This is a genomic window from Mycoplasma yeatsii GM274B (assembly GCF_000875755.1).
GTDB classification, from domain to species: Bacteria; Bacillota_I; Bacilli_A; order Mycoplasmatales; family Mycoplasmataceae; genus Mycoplasma; species Mycoplasma yeatsii.
In genome coordinates, this window is record NZ_CP007520.1 from 856,784 (window position 1) to 881,516 (window position 24,733).

Here is a 24,733-nt window from a genome sequence, read left to right on the forward strand (position 1 = left end):
GATTTCTCTTACAACATTTTTTCTATACAGCAAACGGAACAACTCCACCAATGCATATTAATATAATACTCATTACAAATAGACATCCAATTATAGGCATAATACCTTTTAAATATCTTGTATAACTCATTCTTGAAATTGCAACAGCACCCATAACAACTCCGCTTGTAGGAGTAATTAAGTTAACTAATCCTGATGCAAATTGAAATGCAGTAATTGCTCCAACACTAGCTCGTGGGTCTAATTGAATTCCTTGTTTATCTAACAATGATTTTGTTAGTAACGGAAATATTGCAGTAGCAAATCCTGTTGTTGAAGGAATTAAAAATGATAAAGGAATAAATATTATAAATAACACTAATGATTTTAAAATGCTATTTTCTATTCCACCAATAGAACTACTAATTCCTGAAACAAATAGTGATTGAAGATTTGTTTCAGACAAAATAACTCCAATTCCAGCAGCTGTTCCGATAATTAATGATACTGATAAAATATCGCAAGCTCCTTTAAATCATGTATCAATAAATTTAGCTTCACCCATTCAATTAACAAATCCTAAAACAATAGAAGCTAATAAGAAAATCATCGCAGTAACTGACAGATCAGTTGCATTTCCTCATCCTGGAATTGTTGAAGCTAAATAAGGTAAATGTCTTCTTAATCAATTCGCTTGATCTTCCATTGCTGTTGAGTTAAATATTTTATCTCAACCTATTAAATAAACGATCATAATGATAAAAGTGATTGCAAATAAAATTAATGAAGTTTTCTTTCTTCAATCTAACTTTATTGTTTCAACTGTGCTTCCTAAGAAAAATTCTTTATCACCGTGTAAAGTTGAAAAAGTAACCGATCTAGATGGATTCTTTTTAACTCTTATTGCATACATCATAGTAAATACTATTACAAATGAAGTAAAAATAAATCAACATAAAATACGTCATACTAAACCATTACCTACAGTCATTTTATCTGCAGCTTCAGGTAATTGACTGTTAATAGCATCAATTACAACTGGTACTAAAAACGGATTAACTGTAGAAGCTAATACTCCAACTCCTGCTCCAAGCATAATGATTAAAACACCAGTAAACACATCAAAACCAGCCATAAGCATTAAAGGAATACATATCATGTAAAATCCTAATGATTCTTCAGCCATTCCTTCAACTGAACCAAATATTGAAAAGAATGTCATTAAAGGAACTATTGCTCAAACTTCTTTTCCTTTTAATTTAGCAACAATAGCTTGTGAAAAGCCTTCTAATGCTCTTGATTGAACTAATATAAATATAAATGCTCCAATACATAAAACAAAAATAATAACATCAGTTTTATCTATAAATCCTTTAATTGGTGCATAGAATCAATCAGCTATACCAATTGGAGAAATTAGAGCTTTTCCTGTAAAATTTGCTACTCCATTAAATCCTATTAAGTATTCAGAGCCGTTAGCTTTATTAACTCAACCACTTATTTCTTTTGTTCATCCTTGACCTAAATTTGTTTCAAGAAATTCAAATCAAGTTTGAGTGTTACCTGGAACAACTCCAGGATGTTTTTTATCTCATAATTCATATATAGGTTTTAAAACATTGTTATTTTTTCAATCATTAAAAGCGATATTATTGTTAACTTCTGTCTGAACACCAGCTCAATGTAATATTCAAGACAATAACATTAAAATACCCATTATTAAAAGTAAAATACTAAAAGATGAGATCATTTTTAAGTGACGTCTTTTTTTACTTTTCTTTTGATTAAAGTCCCCATTTTGCACAGAACAATGCATCTCAGTTTGATTATCCATCTTTTTCTCCTTTCTAGAACTGATACATTTTATATCTTTTAATTATACTAATTTTTTTAATTTATATAAACTCACTTAAAGAAAATCTACTATAAATAAACCGCAAATATAGCAAATAAAAAAGATATGAATAAATTCATATCTTAAATTTAATTATTATCTTCTTCAGTTTCTTCATTGGAATCTATAACCACAAATGCAAGTTCCGGTTTTTTAAAAGTAGGTATTTTATCAACAGTTAGTTGACTTCCTGTTGCAAATTTAAGGAATGTATGAAGGTTCACAACTCCTTCTTCAGGTTCGTCATATGCTTCATTAACTTTATCAACATTTCAATTAGATACGTTATGATTGAAAGATTTTGCATTTGAAAATACAGCATTCATTTGACTTACATTTGAAGTATCTCAAGCATTATATTTAGTACCATCTGGTTTTGTTATTTCTTTTGTTGAAATATCTTGGTTAAATTTTATAGCATTTTCAAACATTCCATCAAGTGCTATAACTTTATTTAGATTTCAATTTATTATATTTCCATTAAAGGATTCTGCACTATGAAATGCTGCAATCATATTTGAAACATTTGACGTATCTCAATTATTTAAATCCTGATTAAAACTTTTTGCACCGAAAAACAAGGCTGTCATGTCGTCTACTTTAGAAACATTTCAGTGATTTAAAGGTTTATTAAAAGATTCTGCATTATGAAACATACCAAATAAAGTTTTTGCATTTGATGTATCTCAATTATTTAATTCCTGATCAAAATTTGTTGCATCTTGAAAAACAAGGCGGAAATAGTCGAAATTTGAAGTATCTCAATTTTCAATACCTTTAATTTCTTTATTTTTATTTCCTTTAAAAACTTCGTTTAAACCATTAATGAATCATGGAAATTCTTTTAGAACTTCTTTTACAGTTTCTTTCATAGGATGTGGGCTAATAATATAATCTTTTTTAAATCCATCTTGTAAAATGGTAGTTTTTCATCCCATATCTAAACAGTTAGTTTCATCTTCATTATATGTAGGTTCTTTTGATAGTGGCATAAATTCACCAAATTGAAGATTGATTTTTTCATTTTTATATGTAACATTCCAATCTTCATCATTTCCAATGGTTGTGTCTAATAAAGCTGGAAAGTCATATGAAACTTCATCTAACCCTTTTTGTTTTAATTCTTTATTTAATTGTTTAATTAAATTTCCATAGTACATAGGTTGCATTAGTTTATTAAAGAATTTTTCATTTCAGACATCATTAATTACTTTTTTGTGATCGATCTTTTTATTTTGGTTAACAACTGCTATAGCGGTTATAGCAGTACCCCCCCGCAAGAGATAATAAGCTAGCAATTGTAATTCATTTAGTTCTTTTTTTCATATACACTTCACCTCTGTTTACAATTATTATAAAACTTTTTCTCTTTTTAAAGTCGTGCAATACAAAATATATAAACTCGAATAAATAAAAATGTGTCTTTCAGACACATTTAAGTTAAACTCCTTTAGAATTTAGTTTTTGTTGCAATTCTTTATAATCAGGAATATATAAACTTAGAAATCTTCAAAAATCTTTAGAGTGATTTGGATGAACAATATGAGTTAATTCATGAACAATTACATAATCAATAATATTAGGTGTGAAGTGTAATAATTTAGTGTTATAAACTATATTTTTTAATTTAGTATTACAATAACCTCATTTAGATTTTAAAGTTTTAACTGAAACATTATTAAATGCAATATTCATTTTTTCAGCTCACATAATTGTTCTATTTATAAATCAATTTTTATATTCTTTAGCTAGTAAATTATAGATTTTATCTAACTGTATTTGATTATCAAAATAATTTTTCATAACAATTTTATTATCAATAATTTTAGAATGAATATTTTCATTTAAAAGTTCAACTTCAACTTGATTTTCAAATATTTTAATTCAAGGTTTAGAACTATAAAAATCATAAACTCTTAAATACTCATAGTTATTTTGCACTTTAATTAGTTTTGAAATATGTTTGTAGATAAATTGTTCAATTAAATAAATTGGAGTATTAAAAGGAGCACTCACTGTAATTTGATTATTAGTTAATTTTAAAATCATATTCTTTTGATTTTTATAAACAACATAATAAGTTATGTTGTTTTTTTGATAACTTAATTGGTGTTTTTCTTTTATCATTACACATTAAATTTGAAAAAGCACACATCACCATCTTGCATGATATATGTTTTTCCTTCTAGTCTCATTTTTCCAGCTTCTTTAACGGCTTTTTCACTACCTAATTCAAATAAATCATTTATTGAATAAATATCAGCTTTAATGAATCCTCTTTCAAAATCAGTATGAATTACTCCTGCACATTTAGGAGCGTTTCAACCTTTTTTAAATTGTCAACTTCTTGCTTCTTGAGGACCGGCTGTAAAATAAGTTTGTAATCCTAAAGTGTTGTAAGCCGCTTGAATTAATTGATCTAATCCAGATTGAGTTACACCTAAATCTTTTAAGAATTCTTCTTTTTCTTCAGCTGAAACTTCAGATAAATCTTCTTCAATTTTTGCACAAATTTTAACAACTTTAGAATCAGAGGATTTAGCAAATTCTTTTACTTGTTTAACATAATCATTATCTTCTAATAACTCATCATCATTAACGTTACATACATAAATAATTGGTTTAGCAGTTAATAATTGATAACCTTTTAAAAGTTTTTCATCATCTTCATTTAATTCTAAAGTATTTAACATTTTATTTTGATCTAAACACTCTAATAATCTTGCTAGTAGATCTGCTTCAGCTTTAACAGTTTTATCTCCACTTCTCAATTTAGGAGCTAATTTATCTATACGTTTTTTAATTGATGCTTCATCAGCTAACATTAACTCTAAATTAATAATTTCAATATCTCTAACTGGATCAACACTTCCTTCAACGTGAGTGATATCTTTGTTTTCAAAACATCTAACAACTTCACAAATTGCATCAGTTTCTCTAATGTTTGCTAAAAAAGCATTTCCTAATCCTTCACCTTTACTTGCTCCAGCAATTAATCCTGCAATATCAACAAATTCAATTGTTGTTGATATTTTCTTTTTAGAACTAAAAATTTCTTGTAATTTATCTAATCTAAAATCAGGAACTTCAACAACTCCTACATTTGGTTCAATAGTTGCAAATGGATAGTTTGCAGCTTCTACTTTTGAATTTGTAATTGCATTAAATAATGTTGATTTACCTACATTTGGTAATCCTACGATTCCTACTTTTAATCCCATATTTATCCTTTCTTAATGATATTTTTTAATTGTTTTTGTAAAGTTTCACGCGATAATTCAATGAATAAATCAAACTTATCACAACTTCTAAATTTATATTTAGCTCCAATTCTAATTAATTCTCATCTAAGAGTTTTACTTGGATGGGTTTTTTTTAATTCAATAAAATCGCCAATTTCTAAATCTAAATAGTTCATATTATTTACTTTCTTTTTTGATTTGTGAGTATTTTCTAGGATAAATAGAACTAGTTCGAGCCACTTTTTTATAAAATAAATTAACTCTAATCCCAAATCCTGTATCTGATATTTCTTGAGTATTAACCAATTCTAATCCCATCTTTTTATCTTTATTTTTTAGATCTTCAATTTCTTGATAAGCTCGAGGACCTTTTAATAAAATATATGTTCCATCAACTTTTAATAATTGAACACCAATTTCTAAAATAATATCTAAATAAGCAACTGCACGACTAACGATGATATCGAATTTTTCTTTATATAAATCAGTTAATTCTTCAGCACGCTTGTTTAAAATCTCAACATCTTTTAAACCTAATTGGTCAACTACTAATTTTAAGAAGTTAACTTTTTTATTATTAGATTCAATCAATGTTAATTTAATATCAGGGAAAAATATTTTTAAAACAATTCCAGGAAGTCCTGGTCCAGTTCCGATATCTGCTATTTTTTGATTAGTTATTTTATGTTGTTCAACAAATAATAAAGAGTCTAAAAAATGTTTTTCAAATACTTCATCTAATTGAGTTATTCTAGTTAGATTGTATTTTTTATTTTCTCTTTCTAATAATTCGTAATATAAGTTTAATTTAGTTTTAATCTCATCAGTTATAGTAAAGTTTTTGTAATTGTCAAAAATAGATCAATTATTAAACATTAAAATAAATTAGGTTTAGCCTTAACAAAATAAACAACTCCACTATAAACACTGAAAAATGTAGCAATATACATAGGTATTAAAACTAATTGATTTTGTCAATCAAACTCTGTTCAATTATTAAATTTAGTGTTTATGAAAAATAAAATACTTAATCCAATCATTTGGAAAACAGTTTTTAATTTACCTGACATTCCTGCTGCTAAAGTAATGTTATTAGAACTTAAAATCATTCTTACAAAATCAACAATTGTATCTCTTAAAACTAATACAATAGTTATTCAAACAGGTAATATGTTAAATGAAGCAAATAAAATTAATGCACAGTTAACTAATAACTTATCGGCAATTGGGTCAAAAAACTTACCGAATTTAGTTACTAAATTGTATTTTCTAGCATATCATCCATCAACAAAATCAGTAATTGAAGCAATAATAAATATCGCTCCAGAAACTGAAAATAAAATTCTAGAAAGATCTTTATTTGCTGATGAAATATAGTGATCAACTAATAATAAAACTAAGATTATTGGTACTAAAGCTATTCTAATCATAGTTAGAATATTTGGTATGTTAATATTGTTTTTTTTCATATAAATTCCTCACAATTTAAATTCATTTTATCATACTTAAATTTTAGAAAAAATAGAAACATTTTTATCAAAATGCTATTTATTAATAATAATAAATTAAATCAATAATTAAAATAAAAAAATATCTAATTTAACATAAATTTGCTAAGCTTAGATATTTTATAAAACTAAATGTGAGAATTTTTAAGAATAGTGTTTACTCTACTATATACTACTAAGAATATAATGTAGTTAACTGTTAATTTTAATATAGTGAATCCAAAAGTAATAACTGTAGTTGCTGGTATGCTTTGTTTTGGAGTACCGTATAACTTAAGAATAAACGTATAGTTAGTAATACCCGCTAAAGCCGAACCAACTGCTATTGCTAATAAACTTGCTAATATTATCCATTTAGCTTCATGATTCGAATATTTTTCATACTTATTAGAAATAAAGTAAAATCTTTTAACTGCAAATATTATAGTTGAAAAAGCAACTATTGAACCAAAGTCAACAAATGTTAAAGAAAGAAGTCCTATAGGTTCACTTAAACCAAATGCGAATCTTAATCAGATAGATGACAAAGTAAATATCGCTGTTCAAAAGAAGTTAGTTGCAATTGCTGCTACTGCAAAAACTCAAAGGTTTAATTCAAGAACTAAAAAGCTTTGAATTCTAACTATTCCCATAACATATTTTGAAAATAATACACACACTATTTCGATTGCTAATAGAATAGAAAGTGTTGCTATTCTTGTGCTTGATGGCATGAAATATTCTTTTCAAATTTTAGATCAATTTTGTTTTGTAATAAATGCTAAATCGGGCTTATTTATTAATTCTTGTTGTTGTGCTGTCATTTAAAATCACCTGCATTCTTATCCTTTGTTTTTCTTGAATATATCAAATAATAGACACAAAAACAATACTTAGAATTGAAAGTAAAATAAATAATCATCCTTGACCTTTTCCAGAGTTAAATCAAGTTTCATTTCCATAAAGTACTTCATCAGGAACAATGAATGTAAAAATACCCATAGAAGTAAATAATATAATAGCGATTGTTGAAATAATTCCTATAACAACAAATCCTTTACGCTTTTCAACTTCAACTTTATTTGTTTTTCTATTTACTAATCCAGCAATAATAACAGAAGTCATAATAGCAAATGAGAAACATGAACAAGCTGATGAGAAAACTTGAATTAAGTTAGCTATTTGTTCTCCTACATCAAATGATTTAGTAGGAACAATAGACTCATAAGTTTCTTTTAACGAAATGTTAGAAAATGCACTAGCACACGTAAATATTACGTGAATAATAATTGTTATGATATTTATTTTGATTGCTATTTTTCTAATTTTTACTTTTTCATTTTGAATATTATCAATTTCTGAAACTTGAACTTTATCAGCAAGATCTGATTCTAATCCAACAACCGAAATATATGAATATCCAGCAATTCCTAATCAACAAATTAAAGTAGTAATTATAGCGACTAAAACATTAGCTGCAGTTGAGTCTTTAACTTGTCCACCATTAAATAATCTTTTTAATAATTCAGCAATTGAACCATCAGTTGAACCTAAGAATAATGAAATTGCCATAAGAACATAAAATATAGAAACAAATATCATTCCAAATAATAAGGCTTTTGGAACTACATCTTTATGTTTAGCTCTTTTTTGAGAATTACAAATATAAACAAATCCATCAAATGCAAATAGAATTCCACCAAATCCTCTAAAGAATGATAACGGTTCAAAACTATCAATAGATCAGGTTTCAGGTGTTCCATTTCCAAATGTTCCATCTTTTATTCCAAAGATAGCTACAATAACAAATCCCGAAATTAAAGATACAACTAATGGAATAAATTTAAGTACTGTTCCAATAGCGATAATTCTACGAGAAGTAGATAAACTTGAAACAGTTAAAACTGTAGTTAAAAGAATAATAATAATTCCTCCAACTAAAAATATTAATCAATAAACATAACCAGGAAGTGAGAAATTAGCTATTTTCAATGCAAATCCTATCATTGCAGTTGAAAATAAACTCATCATAACTGGAGCATATACATAAGTTTGGAAAATTGAAAAAAACGATCCAATTTTACGGTTCATAAATTTTTGAGCTCAAACACTTATTGTTCCACTTCCTTGTTTATTTGTTGAAGATGAGATTTCTAAAAATAAATAAACAACAGCCACACAAGCAATACCAACAACTAATCATAAAATAATAGCGATAATCGGGTTGTGTGTTGCTTCTAAAATTATTTTATTTTTAATATAGATACCTGCACCAATAACAGTACCAACAACCATGGCAAACAAAGTAAGAAACTCAAACAGTCTTCCTTTATTTTTCATTATAAATAACCTTTCTATTTAAATAAAATATATACGTATAATTGTATATTAATAATTTTTATTTTTTATCATTTACCAGGAACTATTAATTTATAACCAACTTTTGAAAATATTTTTATAAGTAAACTTAAACACTTCAGCTAGTATTCAAGCAAAAATTTCTAATCCAAGTAATATTAAGAATCATCATTTAAAATTATTATTTCCTAAGTTGAAATTAAATAAATCTCCTGTATTAAGATCGGCAAAAATAATCATAAACGGTAAGCAAGCAAAGAATAACATTCCAATAACCATTTCTTTTGAAGGAATAGATTGAATAAATGAAATTAACTCGGTTCTATAAACTAGAATAATTACAATATGAGTTAGAATTGATTCTAAAAAGTATGCAGTTTGGAATTGATGAATAGCATCCATATTTTGACCTTTAACATCAAAAGCAAAATATAAAATAAAGAAGTTTATAAAACTTATTATTGTTTGAACTAATCCATTAATAATACCAAATGGAATAATCGTTTTAATATTTCATTTTTTAGGTTTTTTAATACTTATTTCATCAACATTATCAAATACAAATATTAAGTTAGCAAAATCAAAAATTAAGTTTTGAATTAAAAGTTGGATTGGTGACATTGCTTCAAATTTTAATCACATTGTTGATATTAATAGAGTTAACATAATACCAAAATTTGAAGCTACGGTGATCTTTATATATTTAACTGCATTAGCAAAAGTTTGACGACCTTTAACAAAAGCGTTTTCTAAAACGTTTAAATCTTTTTCTAATAAAATAACATCAGCACAAGATTTAGCTAGTGGAGTTGCATTATTAACTGAAATTCCAACATCAGCTTTTTTTAATGCAATTGCATCATTTACTCCATCACCTAAATAAGCTACAACATTTTCTTTTTTTAAACTATGAATAATTTGAGCTTTTTCAAAAGGTGAAAGTTTATAAAAAATATTTACACTTTTTGTTAGTTCATCTATTTGAGAAGAATTAAGTTTATCTAACATTTCTCCTGCTACTAATTTAGAAGATTTAATTCCAATTTTATCTGCAATATGTTTTGTTGTATTTTTATTATCACCAGTTAAAACTTTTACATCAACACCGTATTTTTTAAATGTTTCAATCGCTTGTTCAACTTCTGGTTTAATAACGTCTTCAAACATAGCCATACCTTGATAAACTAAATCATTTGTTTCAATTTGATCTGTTATTTTAGTAGCAATTAAAATAACTCTATAACCTTTTTGTGATCAAGTATTTGCTTGTTTTATAATTTTATTTCTAATTTCATCATTGATTTTAATAACTTTTTTATCATTAACAAATGATATTATTTCTAACATTTCTTCAACACTACCTTTAGTGATTTGAATGTTTTGTTTTGAATCATTAATCAATACTGAATTTATTCTAGTTTCATGACTAAATTGTTGTTCATCTAATAATTTAATTTTTGTTAGATCAACATTTAAATTAGCATTAACAATTGCTTTATCAATATTATTAAATAAGTTTCTTTGAAAATATGCATTATAGTATAGATATTGTTTTAATAAGTCACTAGATTGATTATTTAAATCTTTATAGTCATTTAAATTAATATTTTCTAAAGTTAAAGTTCCTGTTTTATCAGTTGCAACAACATTAACTGAACCCATATTTTGAATAATAGATAGTTTTTTAATAACTACTTTTTCTTTAGATAGTTTTTTACTTCCTAATTTTAAGTTTGATGAGATAATTGCAGGTAATGCTTCTGGAGTTAATGAAACTGCGATTGAAAGACCAAATATTATTGCTGAACTATAATTTGAAAAATCATTTCTAATTAAAGAAATTAATGTAATAATTGGAACTAAAGTTAGAATAGAAAAAACTAAGATTTTAGTAACTTTTGACATTGATTTTTCATAATCACTAACACTTTCTTCTTCAGCGCTTTGTAATAATGAATTAGAATAATTATTCTCACTAACATTTATAACGACAGCTAAACAAGATCCAGATACTATAGTTGTTTCTTTAAATAAGATATTTTCTAGTTCTATTAAATTTTTATTTTTATTATTAATATCTTTTTTAATTGGATCGTTTTCTCCAGTTAAAGTTGATTGATCAACATATAAATTATCATTTCAAATAATTCTACAATCACTAGGAACAATGTCACCTTGGTTTAGTAAAACTACATCTCCAATAGTTAGTTTAGATTGTTCTAATTCTATTAAATCTGGTTTAACATTATCAAAATTTAATTCCTTAATATTTGTAATTTTTTTATTTAAAACTAAAAAGTGATTTTCTATCATTTTATTTAGTTCTAAATTAGTTTGATAAGCTCTATATTCTTGAATAAAATCAACAGTGCTTGCTAAAAATATCATAAAGATGATCATAATAGCAGATATTAAAGTTATCGCATTTCTATCAACAAAAGTAAAAATAGCAAATTCAATAATACCAATTATTCATAACAAAATAGAAAATGGTTCAACAAGAGATTCAAACATTTTTTTAATAATAGGAAATTTCTTAACAACTATATAATTGTTTTTAAATTTCGATGTGTTTTGTTCTCTTTGTTTATCATCTAATCCAATTTGTGAATCTAGTATTTTTTCAATTTTATCTAATTTTGCTTTTGAGATATTTTTTACATATTCTTCATTTTTGTATTTTAATTGACTATTGGTTTTCTTATTTAATTTCAACATATCTATTTCCTTTTCACTCTATATATTTTACCAATATAGAACTTTAAGATAAATAAAAAATGGCTAGAAGCCATTTTATAAATATTTTATTTGTTCATTTTTTCTTTTAATGATTTAGAAATTTTGAACTTAGCTGTTTTGTGAGCTGGAACGGTAATTTTTTCTTTAGTTCTTGGATTCATTGATTGTCTTGCTTTAACATCAACTAATTCAAATTTACCGAATTTGTAAAATGAAACTTCTCCTTCGCTCACTAAGTGTTTACCAAAAACTATAAATGTTTTTTCAAATACAGTTTTGATATCAACTTTAGTCATTTCTTTTAGTTCTTCAGATGCATATAATTCTTCTAATAATTCACCTTTATGAACTTGAGGGTAACGTTTTTTAGCAGCTTTTTTTGCTTTTGGTTGAGCTTCAACTTTAGTTTCAGCAACAACAACCGGAGCAACTACAACTTTTGTTTCTTTATCTTTAACATTTTCAGCAACTTTTTTACTACTTTTTGCTTTAGCTTTTGGTCTTTCTTCTTTTACAACTGGTTCTTTAGCTTGTTCAACTTCTTCATTTGTAGAAGTCATTAAATCGCTTGATTTTACTGTAACTCTTTCATCAACTATTGGAGTTTCTAAAATCATCATTTCAAGTTTTTCTTTATTTTCACATGATTTATCGTCACATGACTTTTCACAAACTTTATCTTCGCATGATTTTTCACATGATTTTTCACATTCACATGCACATTCAGCTTTGCAATCAGATTTAACTGAAGCTTTATCACATTTAACAGTAGATAAATTTTTGTAATATAAAATGTAAGAAATTAGTGATCCAAATAATAATATAGGTAACACTGAAACTGTACATATGTTAGCAATAATATCAACTGATTTACTTCCTCATTTTACTGGTTCTGATAGTATAAATGAAAATCCTGTTATAGCTCAAAAGAAGTCAGCTTTAAGCACAGCCATTTCTGCTGCATTTAATATTTTAACTAAAAGTATAGCAATTAAAGATAAAGCGAATAGACCTAAATAAACTCTTGCTAACGTTAAAAAAGCATGATATTTGTCTACCTTAGATGTTTTTTTCATACTTTATACTTCCTTTCTTCATCCCTTGGAAATAACTTTGTTCTACTGTATGTTTTTGGGCTTTTTATAACTTATCCCTATTTAAATTATATTATTTTTATTTTTGTTTTCTTTTTTCCACACTAAAAAGTGTGTATTATTCGGATATATTGATACATAAATGGTATTTTGTGATTTTGCTTAGAATTTTAATGTTTATTTTCTAATTAAATTCATAAACAAAAAGGTGCTTTTTGCACCTTTTAATATTATTAAGATTCATTAATATCTTGAGGATATTGTTTTTTTAAATAGAATAATAACATTTGAATATCAGCTGGATTTACTCCTGTAATTCTTGAAGCTTGTCCTATGTTTAAAGGTCTTATTTTTTCTAGTTTTTGTCTTGCTTCTGTAGCTAAATTTTCTACTTTATCATAGTTAATGTCAGCTGGGATTTTTTTACGTTCTAATTTAATTAATTTTTGAACTTGTTCGTATTCTTTTTTAACATAACCTTCAAACCTTGTTTCAATAACTATTGATTGAAGTTGATTAGTTTTTAAATTTTGTAATTTAGGAACAAATTCTACTAATTCATTAATATCAACTGTAGGAATTTTAATTAATTCATAACCACTATATCCATGTTGAATATTTGCTTGGTTTTTTTCTTTTAAATTAATTGCTAATTGTGATTTTGGTGTAAATCTAATTTCTTTTAACTCAGCAATTGCTTCATTAATTTGTTGTAAGTATTGTTGATATTCTTCTCATTCTTGATCGTTAATTAAACCGATTTGTCTACCATATTCTTTTAATCTAACTTCAGCATTATCATTTCTTAATATTAATCTATGTTCAGCACGACTTGTTAATAATCTATAAGGTTCTCAAACACCTTTATTAATTAGATCATCAATCATAACTCCAATATAAGCTTCATCTCTTCTTAAAATTAAAGGTTCTAATGCGTCTATTTTTCTTGAAGCATTTATTCCTGCAATTAATCCTTGACTAGCTGCTTCTTCATATCCACTAGTTCCATTAATTTGACCTGCAGTAAATAAGTTTTGAACATCTTTTAATTCTAAACTAGGCGATAATTGCATAGGATCTAAACAATCATATTCAATAGCATATGCTCAATGTTTAACTTTTACATTTTCAAAACCGGGTAATGATTTTAACATTGCTTCTTGAATTTCAATTGGCATAGAAGTTGAAAATCCTTGAATATATCAAGTATCACCATTCAATGTTTCAGGTTCAATAAATATTTGGTGAGTTTCTTTGTCTTTAAATCTTACAATTTTATCTTCAAAACTTGGACAATATCTTGGACCAATTGATTCGACTGTACCTGAATACATTGCAGATTTTTCTAAGTTGTCTTCAATAATTTTTTTAGTTTCAGGAGTTGAATGAATTAGATAACATAATTCTTGTTGATCAAGTGGAGTGTATGAATCTGTTGAAAAACTAAATGCTAATTTCATATCTGTTCCAGGTTCTTTAATAGCTTTACTTAAATCTACTGAATCACGATAAACTCTTGCAGGAGTTCCTGTTTTAAAACGTAATAATTTAAGACCTAGATCTAATAATGATTTACTAATTCCTTTAGTTGTTTTTTCACTATTAGGACCTGCTTCATATCTTTCTACACCTTTTAATATTTCAGATTTTAAATAAGTTCCAGTTGTAATAATTACAGCTTTACTTGTTAGAGTTGAACCATCATCAAAAATAACTCCGCTAACAACTTTATCTTTAAATAATAAACCTTCACAAGCTTTAGTTATTAAATCTAAATTCTTTTGAGATTTTACTTTATCTCTCATATATTCAGAATATTTATCTTTATCAGATTGAACTCTTAAAGCTCAAACACCAGGACCACGTGATGAGTTTAATAACTTGGTTTGTATTGCAGTAGCGTCCGCCGCTTTAGCCATCTCTCCACCTAAAGCATCGATCTCTCTTACAACTATTCCTTTAGCAGGACCACCAATGCTTGGATTACATGGCATAGTAGCTATTTTATCTTCATATAAATTAATTAAAGCAGTCTTTTTATTTAATCTAGCACTAGCAAGAGCAGCTTCAACTCCAGCATGCCCTCCTCCAACTACAATAACATCATAATCTGTATTCATAAACTCACCTCTTTTTACCTATTTAATAATATTACAAATATGTTAAAAATCAAATTATACCACTATATTATAAAAACTAAGCATGTTACTATTAAATGTGTTCTAAGGAGAAAGATATGAATAAAGGTTTAATTATTGTTGATTATCAATATGACTTCGCTTGTCCTAGTGGTAGTTTATATGTAAAAGGTGCTGAAGAATTAAGTTCTAAAATAACAGAATTATCAAAAGAATTAAAACAACAAGGTTGACATATTATTGCTTCTAAAGACTGACATCCTAAAGATCATTACTCATTCAGTCAATGACCAATTCATTGTGTTGAAAATACAAAAGGATCTGAATTTTATTTTGATAGTAGTTATGTAGATTTAATTATCAAAAAAGGGAATAAAAAAGACATTGAAAGCTATAGTGGATTTTTTGATGAAAAAGGTAACTCAAATGGTTTAGATGAATATTTAAAAAAACATAATATTACAGAACTAGAAATAGTTGGAGTTGTGACTGAAATTTGTGTAAAAGCTACTTATGATGATGCTATAAAATTAGGATATAATGCACATATTAATTTAGATTATTGTAAAGGTTTTGAATAAAACAATAAAAACCGGTTGGGGGCCGGTTTTTAATTTCTATTATTATTTTTTAAGGTAATAAAATTTTAAATTTTATTAACGTTCCTTAAAGAAATGAGAAAGTTTGTATAAAAAATCAATTTTAATTTCCAATTTTCATATTTTTTGGTTGAGTAGGGGTTACTCTAACCTCTAGATGTGGGTGCATCTAGACACTAATATTATACTAGTAAAAGAATAAATTAATTGTTAATATTTAAGAAATAATAAAGTACTTTAGTAAACGCTAAAATGTTTTATATAAAACTACATATTAGAACTAATAAATTTTAAGATATTATATATAAATAAAAGAGGTTAAATATGGATATAAGAATAAGAGCAACAAGTAAAAAATATAATGTAAAAATTTCAATAGTTGATATCACTGAATCAATGCAAGAAATAATTAAACTTCAAAAAGCAAATGTTTTTGCAAATATAGTTTTATCAAAATTTACAGCAGCAAACACTTTAATAGGAATGGAATCAAAAGATAACGACAAAACTTTTTCAAATTGAACAACAAGCGATGGGGCTATTAAAACTATGATAGCTGAATTTCAAAATAACAAAATAAGAAGTTATATTCAAAATAAGCAATTTGATCCAATGAATTATATTAATAAAATTGATGCTGATCCGGTTATAGCAACAGCAGGTAAAAAAGGATTTTTAGTTGTAAGTAGAGATCTTGGTTTAAAAGATCCATATGTTTCAAATGTTGAAATTAACTTTGGAAATATTGATTATGATTTTACAAATTATTGAACTAAATCATCTCAAACTAATTCATTTTTAATAACTGATTGTAAGTTAGATGATAATTTAGAAATTCAAAAAGTTGTAGGTATTATGGTTCAAATGTTTCCAGGTTATACTAAAGAAAATCTTGATGCTATTTCAGAAAAACTTGGAAACACAAACTTTATAAAAGAAGTTTTATTAAAATCTACAAACTATCAAGCATTGATTAAGGAAATAATAGAAGATGCTGAAATTTTAGAACAAAAAGAAATAAAATTCGAATGTACTTGTTCAACAGATAAAGTCTTTAATTCTTTAAAGCTTTTACCAAAAGAAGAAATTAACGACATCATTGATAAAAAAGAAGAAGTTTCAATTCTTTGTGAATTTTGTAACAAAAAATACACAGTTGGCTTAGAAGATATTGCAAAACTTTTAAATTAATCATTCCATAAAAAACATATGCTAAAATTAATAAGACATTGTTTTAAATTAAAAAATAAAGGAGCACTCATGGAAAATAAAAATAAAATAAATGATCGTGATTTTATTAACATTACACAATCAGAAGAGTTTGAACCAGGTGTTAAAGGTTTAAAACAAAAACTAAAACTTCAAAAGAAATTAACAAGTAAATACTCAAAAGAGATTTTAGATAACGGTCTTGTTGTAACAACACAAAATCATGTTCCTAATTTAGATAAACACATTATTGAGTTAAAAAATGTTAAAAAATCTTATATTACAGGAGATCTAGAAACTCCAGTATTAAAAGGTATTGATGTTAAATTAGATAAATCAGATTTTATTGTTATTTTAGGACCATCAGGATCAGGAAAAACTACATTCTTAAACATAATTTCAGGACTAGATAAAGCAACTGAAGGTGACGTGTTTATTCTTGGATCTAACTTAACATTGTTAAAAGATTCTCACATGACTAAATTCAGAAGAAGAAATGTTGGTTTCGTTTTCCAACAATATAACTTGCTAACAAACTTAACTTCTAAAGAAAACGCTGAAGTTGGAGAAAACTTAGCAAAAAATAAAGGTGGAATGTCAATTGAAGAAATCTTTGAAACAATTGGTATGAAAGAACAAATGAATAAATACCCTCACCAAATGTCAGGGGGACAACAACAACGTGTTTCTATTGCTAGAGCATTAGCTAAAAACCCTGATATTCTATTTGCTGATGAGCCAACTGGAGCGTTGGATGAGGAAATGGGACGTAAAGTTCTTGAAATTCTAGTTAAAGTTAATAGAGAATACAAAACAACAATTATTGTTGTTACTCACAACCCTAACATCGCTAAAATTGCTAATACTGTTATTCATATCAGAAACGGTGTTATTGATAGTTTAGAACACAATGCTAATCCAGCAGATCCACAAACAATTGATTGATCATAATTTAATAAACAAAAAAGAGGAATTTATTATTCCTCTTTTTCTTTACCTTCATTATCATTTTTAGAATCATCTGATTCTTTATCAACTTTTTTAGATTTTGCTGAACTAGATTTTCTTCTAGGTTTTTTTACTTCTTCAGAAGAAACTTCTCCAGTTTTTTCTTGTTCTTGTTCTTTTTTAACATCATTAATATCTAATTCAATAATTTTACCTTCTTTGATTTTTTCTTGTTCTTTAGCATATTTTTCTTTTTCAATTAAAACTGCTTCAGGTAATTTTTTGTTTTTATTAATGTAATCAATTTGTTCAGCTGTAATAGTTTCTAGTACTCTTAGAGATTCGGCAAGTAATTCTAAAGTATCCATGTTTTCTTTAATTATTTTAATAGCCAATTTATATGATTCTTCTAAAATTCTAGATACTTCAGCATCAATTTTTGCTGCAGTTTGCTCTGAATAACTTCCTTCAGTTTTACCATAAGCTTCATCAGCCATTGTTAATAATTTAGTAATACCTAAATCAGACATACCGAATTGCATTACCATTCTTTTTGCTATAGCAGTAGCTTTATCAAAATCATCGTGAGCTCCTGTTGTAACATTATCTTTTCCAAATTTAATTTCTTCAGCAGCACGACCACCTAAGTAACCTGCGATCATTGCATATAAATCATTTTTAGATGAGAATAATGTTTCATCTTTAGGAGTCATAATTGTATAACCACCCGCATTACCACGTGGAATAATTGTAACTTTTTGTACTTTAGAAGCACTTTCTAATTTTAATCCAATTAAAGCGTGACCTGATTCATGGTATGAAACAATATCTTTATCATGCATTGTCATAGCACGAGATTTTTTAGCTGGACCACCAACAACTCTATCAATAGCTTCATCTATTTCAGTAATAGTAATTATTGATTTTCCTTCTCTAACCATTAATATAGCAGCTTCGTTTAAAACGTTTTCAAGTTGAGCTCCTGAGAATCCTGGTGTTCTTTCAGCAACTCTATGTCAATCAACACTTGAATCAATCTTTTTGTTTCTTGCATGTAATTTTAAAATTTGTTCACGTTCTTTGATATCTGGTAGAGATACCTGAATAACTCTATCAAAACGTCCTGGTCTTAATAAGGCTGGGTCTAAAACATCAACACGGTTAGTTGCAGCCATAACAATAATTCCTGAGTTAGTTTCAAATCCATCCATTTCAACTAACAATTGGTTTAATGTTTGTTCATTTGTTCCTGTTCCGATTCCTGCATTACGTTTGCGTCCCACAGCATCAATTTCATCAATAAAGATAATTGCTGGAGCAGATTTTTTAGCTTCGTTAAACATTTCTCTAACACGGCTTGCACCAACTCCGACAAACATTTCTTCAAATTCAGAACCTGCAATTGAGAAGAATGAAACTCCTGCTTCTCCAGCAACAGCTTTAGCAAGTAAAGTCTTACCTGTTCCTGGTGGACCTTCCATTAAAACACCTTTTGGTGCTCTTGCTCCAGCTGAAGCATATTTAGCTGGTTGTTTTAAATAGTCAACTAACTCAACTAATTCACCTTTTTCTTCTTCAATACCCGCAACATCACTAAATCTAACTTTTGATTTTTCTTTTCTTGCTTTATTTTTACCCATTCCAAATAATCCGTTAGCTCCAGCTGCACCACCAGCCGCACCACCTTTGAACATGAAGTAGAATAAACCAATATAGAATAAAATTAGAATAAACATTGGTAATAATGATGATATAAATGAAGCGATAGAAGTATTGTTGTAAACTATAGTATTTGAATTTAAAATTAAGTTTTTAAAGTTTTGATCTGTTATTGAATTAATAGCAAGATCACTTGTGTTAACAACAAATTTTATTCAACCACTTTCTGATCGATATCATCCACTTATTATGTCAGTTCCATATATATATTTTTGTAATGTAATGTTATCAACTTTACCAGATTGTGCTTTTTCATACAACTGATCTAGAGTAAGACTTTGGGTAGTTCCTGCTGCTGTTGTACTAACAATAGTAAATATTAAAATAACAGCTAGTATCAGAATAACTCAAAACCATAAACTAGGTTTTCTCTTTTTCTTATCCATGATATTCTCTCCTCTAAAAATACCTATACAATATAATAATATTATCACATTCACATTTTAAAAACTAACCTTCATAAATTTTGATTACTAAACAAGATTCTTTCTTATTTTTAATCTAAAATAACGAAATTTAAGTCTTATTTTAATTGTTTGGTAAATGATATTTTTTAATTTTATTTAAGATTATTTTTTTATCTTTATTGTAAACAACGGGGTTTAAAATTCTAGACTTATATCTGATTTTTCTATCTATTAAATATCGGTTAGTTTTTTTATTATCAATTGTTGTTTCTAATTTATATTTTTCATAATCATTAGTAATTATGTAACTAAAATCTCTTTGATTAAAAATAATTTGTTCAATTTGATCGATGTTATCAAACATAGTCTGATTAATTAAATCATCTAAGTTATTAATAACTAATGTTTTGGGTTCTAACAACTTATTAGAAATCAAAAATAACTTATCATAATCTTTAATTAAGCTATATTCATTTAAAGTTATTTTTCAATAATTCTTTTTAGAATTTATTAACGTTTTAGTTATTTCAACAATAGTTTTATTACTTCTATTTAATAATAATTCTTCTTTTTTAATAGCTTTAAAATAGTTATAAATAATTCTTTGAATAACGTTATTTTTAAAACTAAATAGTTCTTTATTTAATTCTAATTCATCATCAATAAGATTATTTTTTAAATATTTATCTACAATTTTATTAATATCGTTTAACTGATCGTTTTTTATTTTAATTTCTTCTAATAAAGTATCAAAATCATCTTCATTTAAAATAGATCTAATTTTATTTCTTTCATATTTAATATCTGAATTAGTTGAATCAATAGCATATTTAATATTATGAGTATCTAAATAATTGATAATATATGATTTTTTAATGTTTAACATTATTCTATAAATAGTCATATCTTTATATTTAGACTTATTTTTTAAACCATAATAATTTACTTCGTTATTACGTTGTTTTTGTAAAAGATATGTTTCGATTAAATCATTTAGATTATGAGCAACTAATAAATTAAAGATATTATATTTATTTGCAATTTCATTGAAAAAATCATATCTTAAAGTTCTTGCTCAAGATTCAAAATTTGTTTTTAATTCTAAATAATCTTGACTTACATTTAAGATTTCTAGTTTTAAATTGTGTTGTAAACAAAAGTCTTGTACAATTTTTTGATCGATATTTGAATCAGCTCTAAAATTGTAATTTACATGGCAAACTACGATGTTTTTATTATCAATATTTTTTAAAATGTTACTTAGTAAAAAGATACTATCAGGTCCACCAGAAACAGCAACTAAATATTTTTTTGTACTATCAATATTTAAATTATTCATAGCAAATATTTCCTAGTTTATTTTTAGAATTTTTGAGATTTTTTCAAAACGTTTTTTATCTTTTTTAACTATACTTGTAAATAAAACTTGTGTTACATATAACAGTGAAAACATAGATGAATATTTAATTTTTTGAAGAGGATCTTGATCTGTTGGAGCATATTTAATTCAACAATCAGCAACTTTAGAAAACGCACTTGTGTTATTCATAGAAACTAATGCTACAAATGAACCGTTCTTATGAATTTGTTCTATCATTTTTCTAACCATAGCATTTTCACCAAAATGAGAAATGACAATAAAAAGTCAATTTTCATCAGATATTTTTGAATAATACTCTAATGTTTCTTGTTGTTTAATAACAATTGGAGGTATTCCTATTAAACTCATTTTTTCATATAAGTCACTTGCAATATAACTTATACTCGAATCTTGAGAAACGATACATACAGTTTTTGTTTTAAAAATTCCTTCAACGATTTTATCAACTTCATCCATATCAATTAAACTATCAGTCAAGTTAATTGCACTAGTTATTTCATCATAGTTAAATTCATTTTTCTTAGTATGTTTTTTGGGATCTGAATTTAATTGTTCTTCACTTAAATAAACTCTTATAAGAGTTTGAAGTTCACTAAAACCTGATAAATTTAGATACTTTTGACAAAATCTCGTAATAGTAGCAGGAGAAGTATAAGTAATTTGAGCAACTTTAGAAATATTAAAATTAGCAACTAAATTCATGTTATCTAAAATTGTTTTACTTGTTAATCCAATATTAGTTTCTGGTTCTTTTGCTAATTCTTTTAATCTAAAAATAACGTTTGTTACATTCATAGTATCTGCCTCTTGTTTCTTATTTATATCATACAACACAATTTAAAAATGTTATATTTCTAAACTAATCATGAAAGTACTTCAACAGTTCATCAGTATATGTTTCATCACTATTATGAGTGACTAAAGTTGGTAGTATTTGCATACCTTCATTTCCTTGATATATTCCATCAATTAAAACAGTTTTTGCTTCTTGATCAGCTTTTGATTGAACAAGCATCATTCTTTTTGGAAATATATTATATTTGTAAAATAAATTAATAATTTCTCCGGTTCTTTCAGCACGATGAACTATTGTAAAATTACCTTTATTTTTTAAACATTTACTTGCACAATAAATAATTTCTTCTAATGTTATTAGAACTTCATGTCTAGCATTTACAACTTCTTGTGAAATTTCTTTTAATTTAGGTTTACCATCCATTTTAAAAAATGGAGGATTGCAAACTATTAAATCAAAAACTTGATTATGAGTTTTTGCGAATTCTTTTATATCTGAACAAACTATCTCTATTTGATTGTTTAAATTATTTAACTCAACATTTTCTCTTGCTATTTCAACAGCTTGTTGTTGAATCTCAACTCCAACGATTTTAGCATTAGTGTATTTACTTAAAACTAAAGGAATAACTGCATTATTAGTTCCAAAATCTGCTATCATTTTTCTTTTGCTTGTTAAATTTGCAAATCTAGCTACTAAAATACTGTCTAAAGTAAAATTAAACATTTTATTATGTTGATATAATTTTCTATTTTTATAACCAAGCAAATCATTTAATACTTTCATTATATTTCCTCAACAATTCTAATTAAATAATTATCAATAGATATATTTGTGATTGGTAAAAATTTTAAATCATCTAAAACTTCTAAAGTTGCTTCAATACAGTTAAAAAATTTATGAACTATAGTTCTATGATAAGCATCACTTATTAATTTGATCTGATCATTTCTATTCATTGATTTTAATTTTGATCCAAATAATAGAATTTCTTCTTTATTTTTTTTGATTAATAATTCTTCAAAGATATTTAATTGTTCATCTATTTTTTGTTCATTATCAATATTAATTAATTGGCATCTAGATAAAATGGTAGTGATTATTTCACTGTAATTATTTGTTAATAAAAATCCATACGTATTAACTGGAGGCTCTTCTAAAAATTTTAATATTGAGTTAGCTGAAGTGTTTTTTAAGTTTTCTGCATTTTTTATTATAAAGAATTTAATATTTTGTTCACCAATTGATGACATACTCATTTTTTCTATTAGTTCGTGAACTTGTTGATTACTAATAGCACTATGTCCATCTCCAATTTGTAAAACATCAATATTTTTATTCTCTAATATTTGTTTTTTTACTTGATCAAAATCTGAATGATTTGAATTACAACAAAACATATAAGAGATAATTTCACTTACTGTATCCATACTTATTTGATTATCATTACTGTTCAATATAGTATTAGAAAAAAGGTTGTGATCATCAACCATTTTTTTTAATCTTTTTATTATTTGTTCTTTTTTCATATTATTTTATTTTCTCTAAAATTAGTTTTAAAACTTGATCACTAACTTCTTCAATAGATTTAGATGCATCAACTTGTTTAATTCTTTCTGGATTATTTTTCATTAGTGTTTTATAACCTTGATAAACTTTTTCTTTAAAGTCCATCTTTTCTTTATCTAAACGATTTTTAATTTCTTCTCCTCTTATGTTCATTCGCTTTTCAGCAACTTCAGGTTTTATATCAAAAAATAAAGTTAAATCAGGTTTACATTCACCTAAAATAATAGCTTGAATATGATCAACATTTTCAACACCAATATTTCTTGCATTACCTTGATAAGCACTAGTTGAATCCATAAATCTATCAGAAATTACAATCATACCTTTTTGTAAAGCGGGTTTAATTACTTTTTCTAAATGTTCTTTTCTTGCTGCAATAAATAATAAAGCTTCAGTTCAAGAATGCATTGATTCATTTTTATTATCTAAAATAATTTGACGTAATTGTTCAGCAATACGTTCACCGCCCGGTTCACGTGTAACTAAAACTTTATATCCTTTTTTTTCTAATTCTTCTTTTGCTTTTAAGATTGCTGTAGTTTTACCACTACCATCTATTCCTTCAAATGTTATAAACATAATTTATTCTCCATATTTTTTTCTATTATTAAATGCACTTTCTAAAGTGAATTCATCCATATAATCTAAACTAGCACCCATTGGTATTCCTTTTGCAATTCTAGTTACTTTTATATTTTTTTCACTCAATAATTGGTTTAAATAATTAGCTGTAACTTCTCCTTGATATGTTGCGTTTAAAGCTAATATAACTTCAGTATTTTTATTAATTCTTTCTAATAATCTATTGATATTTAACTTATATGGAGGTATGTTTTTATTTAAGTCAATTTCTCCATTTAAGATATGATAAACACCTTTAAATTTATTAATATCTTCTATATTTTTAGCATCTAAAATACTTGATACAACACAAATTAAATTTTGATCTCTACTAGATAAACTACATACTAAACATTGATTATTTTCAGCTAAATAAGAACAAATCGGACATAAACTTATATTTTGTTTTAAAGTGTTTAATTGGTTAATTAATTGATCTAAATTGTTTGGATTAATTAATAGATCTACTAATAATCTTTGTGTAGTTTTTTTAGTTAGTCCTTTATTGTTTTTTACAATATCAACTATTTGGTCAAATAATATATCAGACATA

At 25.8% G+C, this 24,733-nt stretch carries 22 protein-coding genes; 3 read left to right on the forward strand and 19 right to left on the reverse strand.

Features of this window, described 5'->3' with window-relative positions; all coding sequences use genetic code 4:
• Positions 1 to 22 precede the first annotated feature (22 nt).
• The 12 genes from MYE_RS03780 to mnmG form a co-directional block, all read right to left on the reverse strand.
• Positions 23 to 1,795, reverse strand: coding sequence for a YfcC family protein (locus MYE_RS03780; RefSeq protein ID WP_042733665.1), 1,773 nt, complete (start codon positions 1,793 to 1,795; stop codon positions 23 to 25).
• Between the two features lie 167 nt (positions 1,796 to 1,962).
• Positions 1,963 to 3,210: a BspA family leucine-rich repeat surface protein gene (locus tag MYE_RS04070; protein ID WP_052491428.1), complete on the reverse strand. Its 1,248-nt coding sequence runs from the start codon at positions 3,208 to 3,210 to the stop codon at positions 1,963 to 1,965.
• Between the two features lie 103 nt (positions 3,211 to 3,313).
• The gene (locus tag MYE_RS03790; RefSeq protein ID WP_042733569.1) at positions 3,314 to 4,000 is read right to left on the reverse strand and encodes a YgjP family zinc-dependent metalloprotease; all 687 of its coding nucleotides are present in this window, start codon (positions 3,998 to 4,000) and stop codon (positions 3,314 to 3,316) included.
• Complete coding sequence (ychF, locus tag MYE_RS03795) at positions 4,000 to 5,094, reverse strand: redox-regulated ATPase YchF (RefSeq protein ID WP_042733570.1); 1,095 nt, start codon at positions 5,092 to 5,094, stop codon at positions 4,000 to 4,002. Before ychF ends, MYE_RS03790 begins: the two co-directional genes overlap by 1 nt.
• Before the next feature lie 2 nt (positions 5,095 to 5,096).
• The gene (locus tag MYE_RS03800; protein ID WP_042733571.1) at positions 5,097 to 5,291 is read right to left on the reverse strand and encodes a DUF951 domain-containing protein; all 195 of its coding nucleotides are present in this window, start codon (positions 5,289 to 5,291) and stop codon (positions 5,097 to 5,099) included.
• Position 5,292: 1 nt separating this feature from the next.
• Positions 5,293 to 5,991, reverse strand: a complete 699-nt coding sequence (rsmG, locus tag MYE_RS03805; protein ID WP_004428701.1) for a 16S rRNA (guanine(527)-N(7))-methyltransferase RsmG — start codon at positions 5,989 to 5,991, stop codon at positions 5,293 to 5,295.
• A complete protein-coding gene (pgsA, locus tag MYE_RS03810) occupies positions 5,991 to 6,584 on the reverse strand; it encodes a CDP-diacylglycerol--glycerol-3-phosphate 3-phosphatidyltransferase (protein ID WP_042733572.1) in 594 nt (197 codons plus the stop codon). The genes rsmG and pgsA overlap by 1 nt, the downstream gene beginning before the upstream one ends.
• A gap of 167 nt (positions 6,585 to 6,751) precedes the next feature.
• Positions 6,752 to 7,426, reverse strand: a complete 675-nt coding sequence (locus MYE_RS03815) for an ECF transporter S component (RefSeq protein ID WP_042733573.1) — start codon at positions 7,424 to 7,426, stop codon at positions 6,752 to 6,754.
• Positions 7,395 to 8,942 carry an APC family permease gene (locus MYE_RS03820; RefSeq protein WP_042733574.1) on the reverse strand — a complete coding sequence of 516 codons (1,548 nt, stop codon included), beginning with the start codon at positions 8,940 to 8,942 and terminating at the stop codon, positions 7,395 to 7,397. Before MYE_RS03820 ends, MYE_RS03815 begins: the two co-directional genes overlap by 32 nt.
• A gap of 90 nt (positions 8,943 to 9,032) precedes the next feature.
• Positions 9,033 to 11,678: an HAD-IC family P-type ATPase gene (locus MYE_RS03825; RefSeq protein WP_042733575.1), complete on the reverse strand. Its 2,646-nt coding sequence runs from the start codon at positions 11,676 to 11,678 to the stop codon at positions 9,033 to 9,035.
• An 86-nt stretch (positions 11,679 to 11,764) separates the two neighbouring features.
• The gene (locus MYE_RS04075) at positions 11,765 to 12,775 is read right to left on the reverse strand and encodes an HU family DNA-binding protein (RefSeq protein ID WP_052491429.1); all 1,011 of its coding nucleotides are present in this window, start codon (positions 12,773 to 12,775) and stop codon (positions 11,765 to 11,767) included.
• A gap of 251 nt (positions 12,776 to 13,026) precedes the next feature.
• On the reverse strand, positions 13,027 to 14,913 hold the full coding sequence (mnmG, locus tag MYE_RS03835) for a tRNA uridine-5-carboxymethylaminomethyl(34) synthesis enzyme MnmG (RefSeq protein ID WP_042733576.1): 1,887 nt from the start codon (positions 14,911 to 14,913) through the stop codon (positions 13,027 to 13,029).
• Positions 14,914 to 15,029: 116 nt separating this feature from the next.
• Here mnmG and MYE_RS03840 point away from each other — a divergent pair, with 116 nt between their 5' ends.
• The 3 genes from MYE_RS03840 to MYE_RS03850 all read left to right on the forward strand — a co-directional run bounded on the left by MYE_RS03840 (position 15,030) and on the right by MYE_RS03850 (position 17,690).
• Complete coding sequence (locus MYE_RS03840) at positions 15,030 to 15,512, forward strand: isochorismatase family protein (RefSeq protein WP_042733577.1); 483 nt, start codon at positions 15,030 to 15,032, stop codon at positions 15,510 to 15,512.
• Positions 15,513 to 15,854: 342 nt separating this feature from the next.
• On the forward strand, positions 15,855 to 16,721 hold the full coding sequence (locus MYE_RS03845; protein WP_042733578.1) for an Hsp33 family molecular chaperone HslO: 867 nt from the start codon (positions 15,855 to 15,857) through the stop codon (positions 16,719 to 16,721).
• A gap of 69 nt (positions 16,722 to 16,790) precedes the next feature.
• Positions 16,791 to 17,690 carry an ABC transporter ATP-binding protein gene (locus MYE_RS03850; RefSeq protein WP_042733579.1) on the forward strand — a complete coding sequence of 300 codons (900 nt, stop codon included), beginning with the start codon at positions 16,791 to 16,793 and terminating at the stop codon, positions 17,688 to 17,690.
• Between the two features lie 26 nt (positions 17,691 to 17,716).
• On the opposite strand, the gene ftsH is transcribed toward MYE_RS03850, so the two are convergent.
• From ftsH to recR, 7 genes are all read right to left on the reverse strand, one after another.
• Positions 17,717 to 19,792, reverse strand: a complete 2,076-nt coding sequence (ftsH, locus tag MYE_RS03855) for an ATP-dependent zinc metalloprotease FtsH (RefSeq protein WP_042733580.1) — start codon at positions 19,790 to 19,792, stop codon at positions 17,717 to 17,719.
• Positions 19,793 to 19,934: 142 nt separating this feature from the next.
• Positions 19,935 to 21,152, reverse strand: a complete 1,218-nt coding sequence (tilS, locus tag MYE_RS03860) for a tRNA lysidine(34) synthetase TilS (RefSeq protein WP_042733581.1) — start codon at positions 21,150 to 21,152, stop codon at positions 19,935 to 19,937.
• 12 nt (positions 21,153 to 21,164) lie between these two features.
• Positions 21,165 to 21,989, reverse strand: a complete 825-nt coding sequence (locus tag MYE_RS03865; RefSeq protein WP_042733582.1) for a MurR/RpiR family transcriptional regulator — start codon at positions 21,987 to 21,989, stop codon at positions 21,165 to 21,167.
• Between the two features lie 64 nt (positions 21,990 to 22,053).
• On the reverse strand, positions 22,054 to 22,776 hold the full coding sequence (locus MYE_RS03870) for a tRNA1(Val) (adenine(37)-N6)-methyltransferase (protein ID WP_042733583.1): 723 nt from the start codon (positions 22,774 to 22,776) through the stop codon (positions 22,054 to 22,056).
• Positions 22,776 to 23,519, reverse strand: coding sequence for a DNA polymerase III subunit delta' (locus MYE_RS03875; protein WP_042733584.1), 744 nt, complete (start codon positions 23,517 to 23,519; stop codon positions 22,776 to 22,778). The genes MYE_RS03870 and MYE_RS03875 overlap by 1 nt, the downstream gene beginning before the upstream one ends.
• A 1-nt stretch (position 23,520) precedes the next feature.
• Positions 23,521 to 24,138 (reverse strand): dTMP kinase, encoded by a 618-nt coding sequence (gene tmk / locus MYE_RS03880; RefSeq protein ID WP_042733585.1) that lies wholly within the window; start codon positions 24,136 to 24,138, stop codon positions 23,521 to 23,523.
• A 3-nt stretch (positions 24,139 to 24,141) separates the two neighbouring features.
• Positions 24,142 to 24,732 (reverse strand): recombination mediator RecR, encoded by a 591-nt coding sequence (gene recR, locus MYE_RS03885; protein WP_042733586.1) that lies wholly within the window; start codon positions 24,730 to 24,732, stop codon positions 24,142 to 24,144.
• Position 24,733 lies beyond the last annotated feature (1 nt).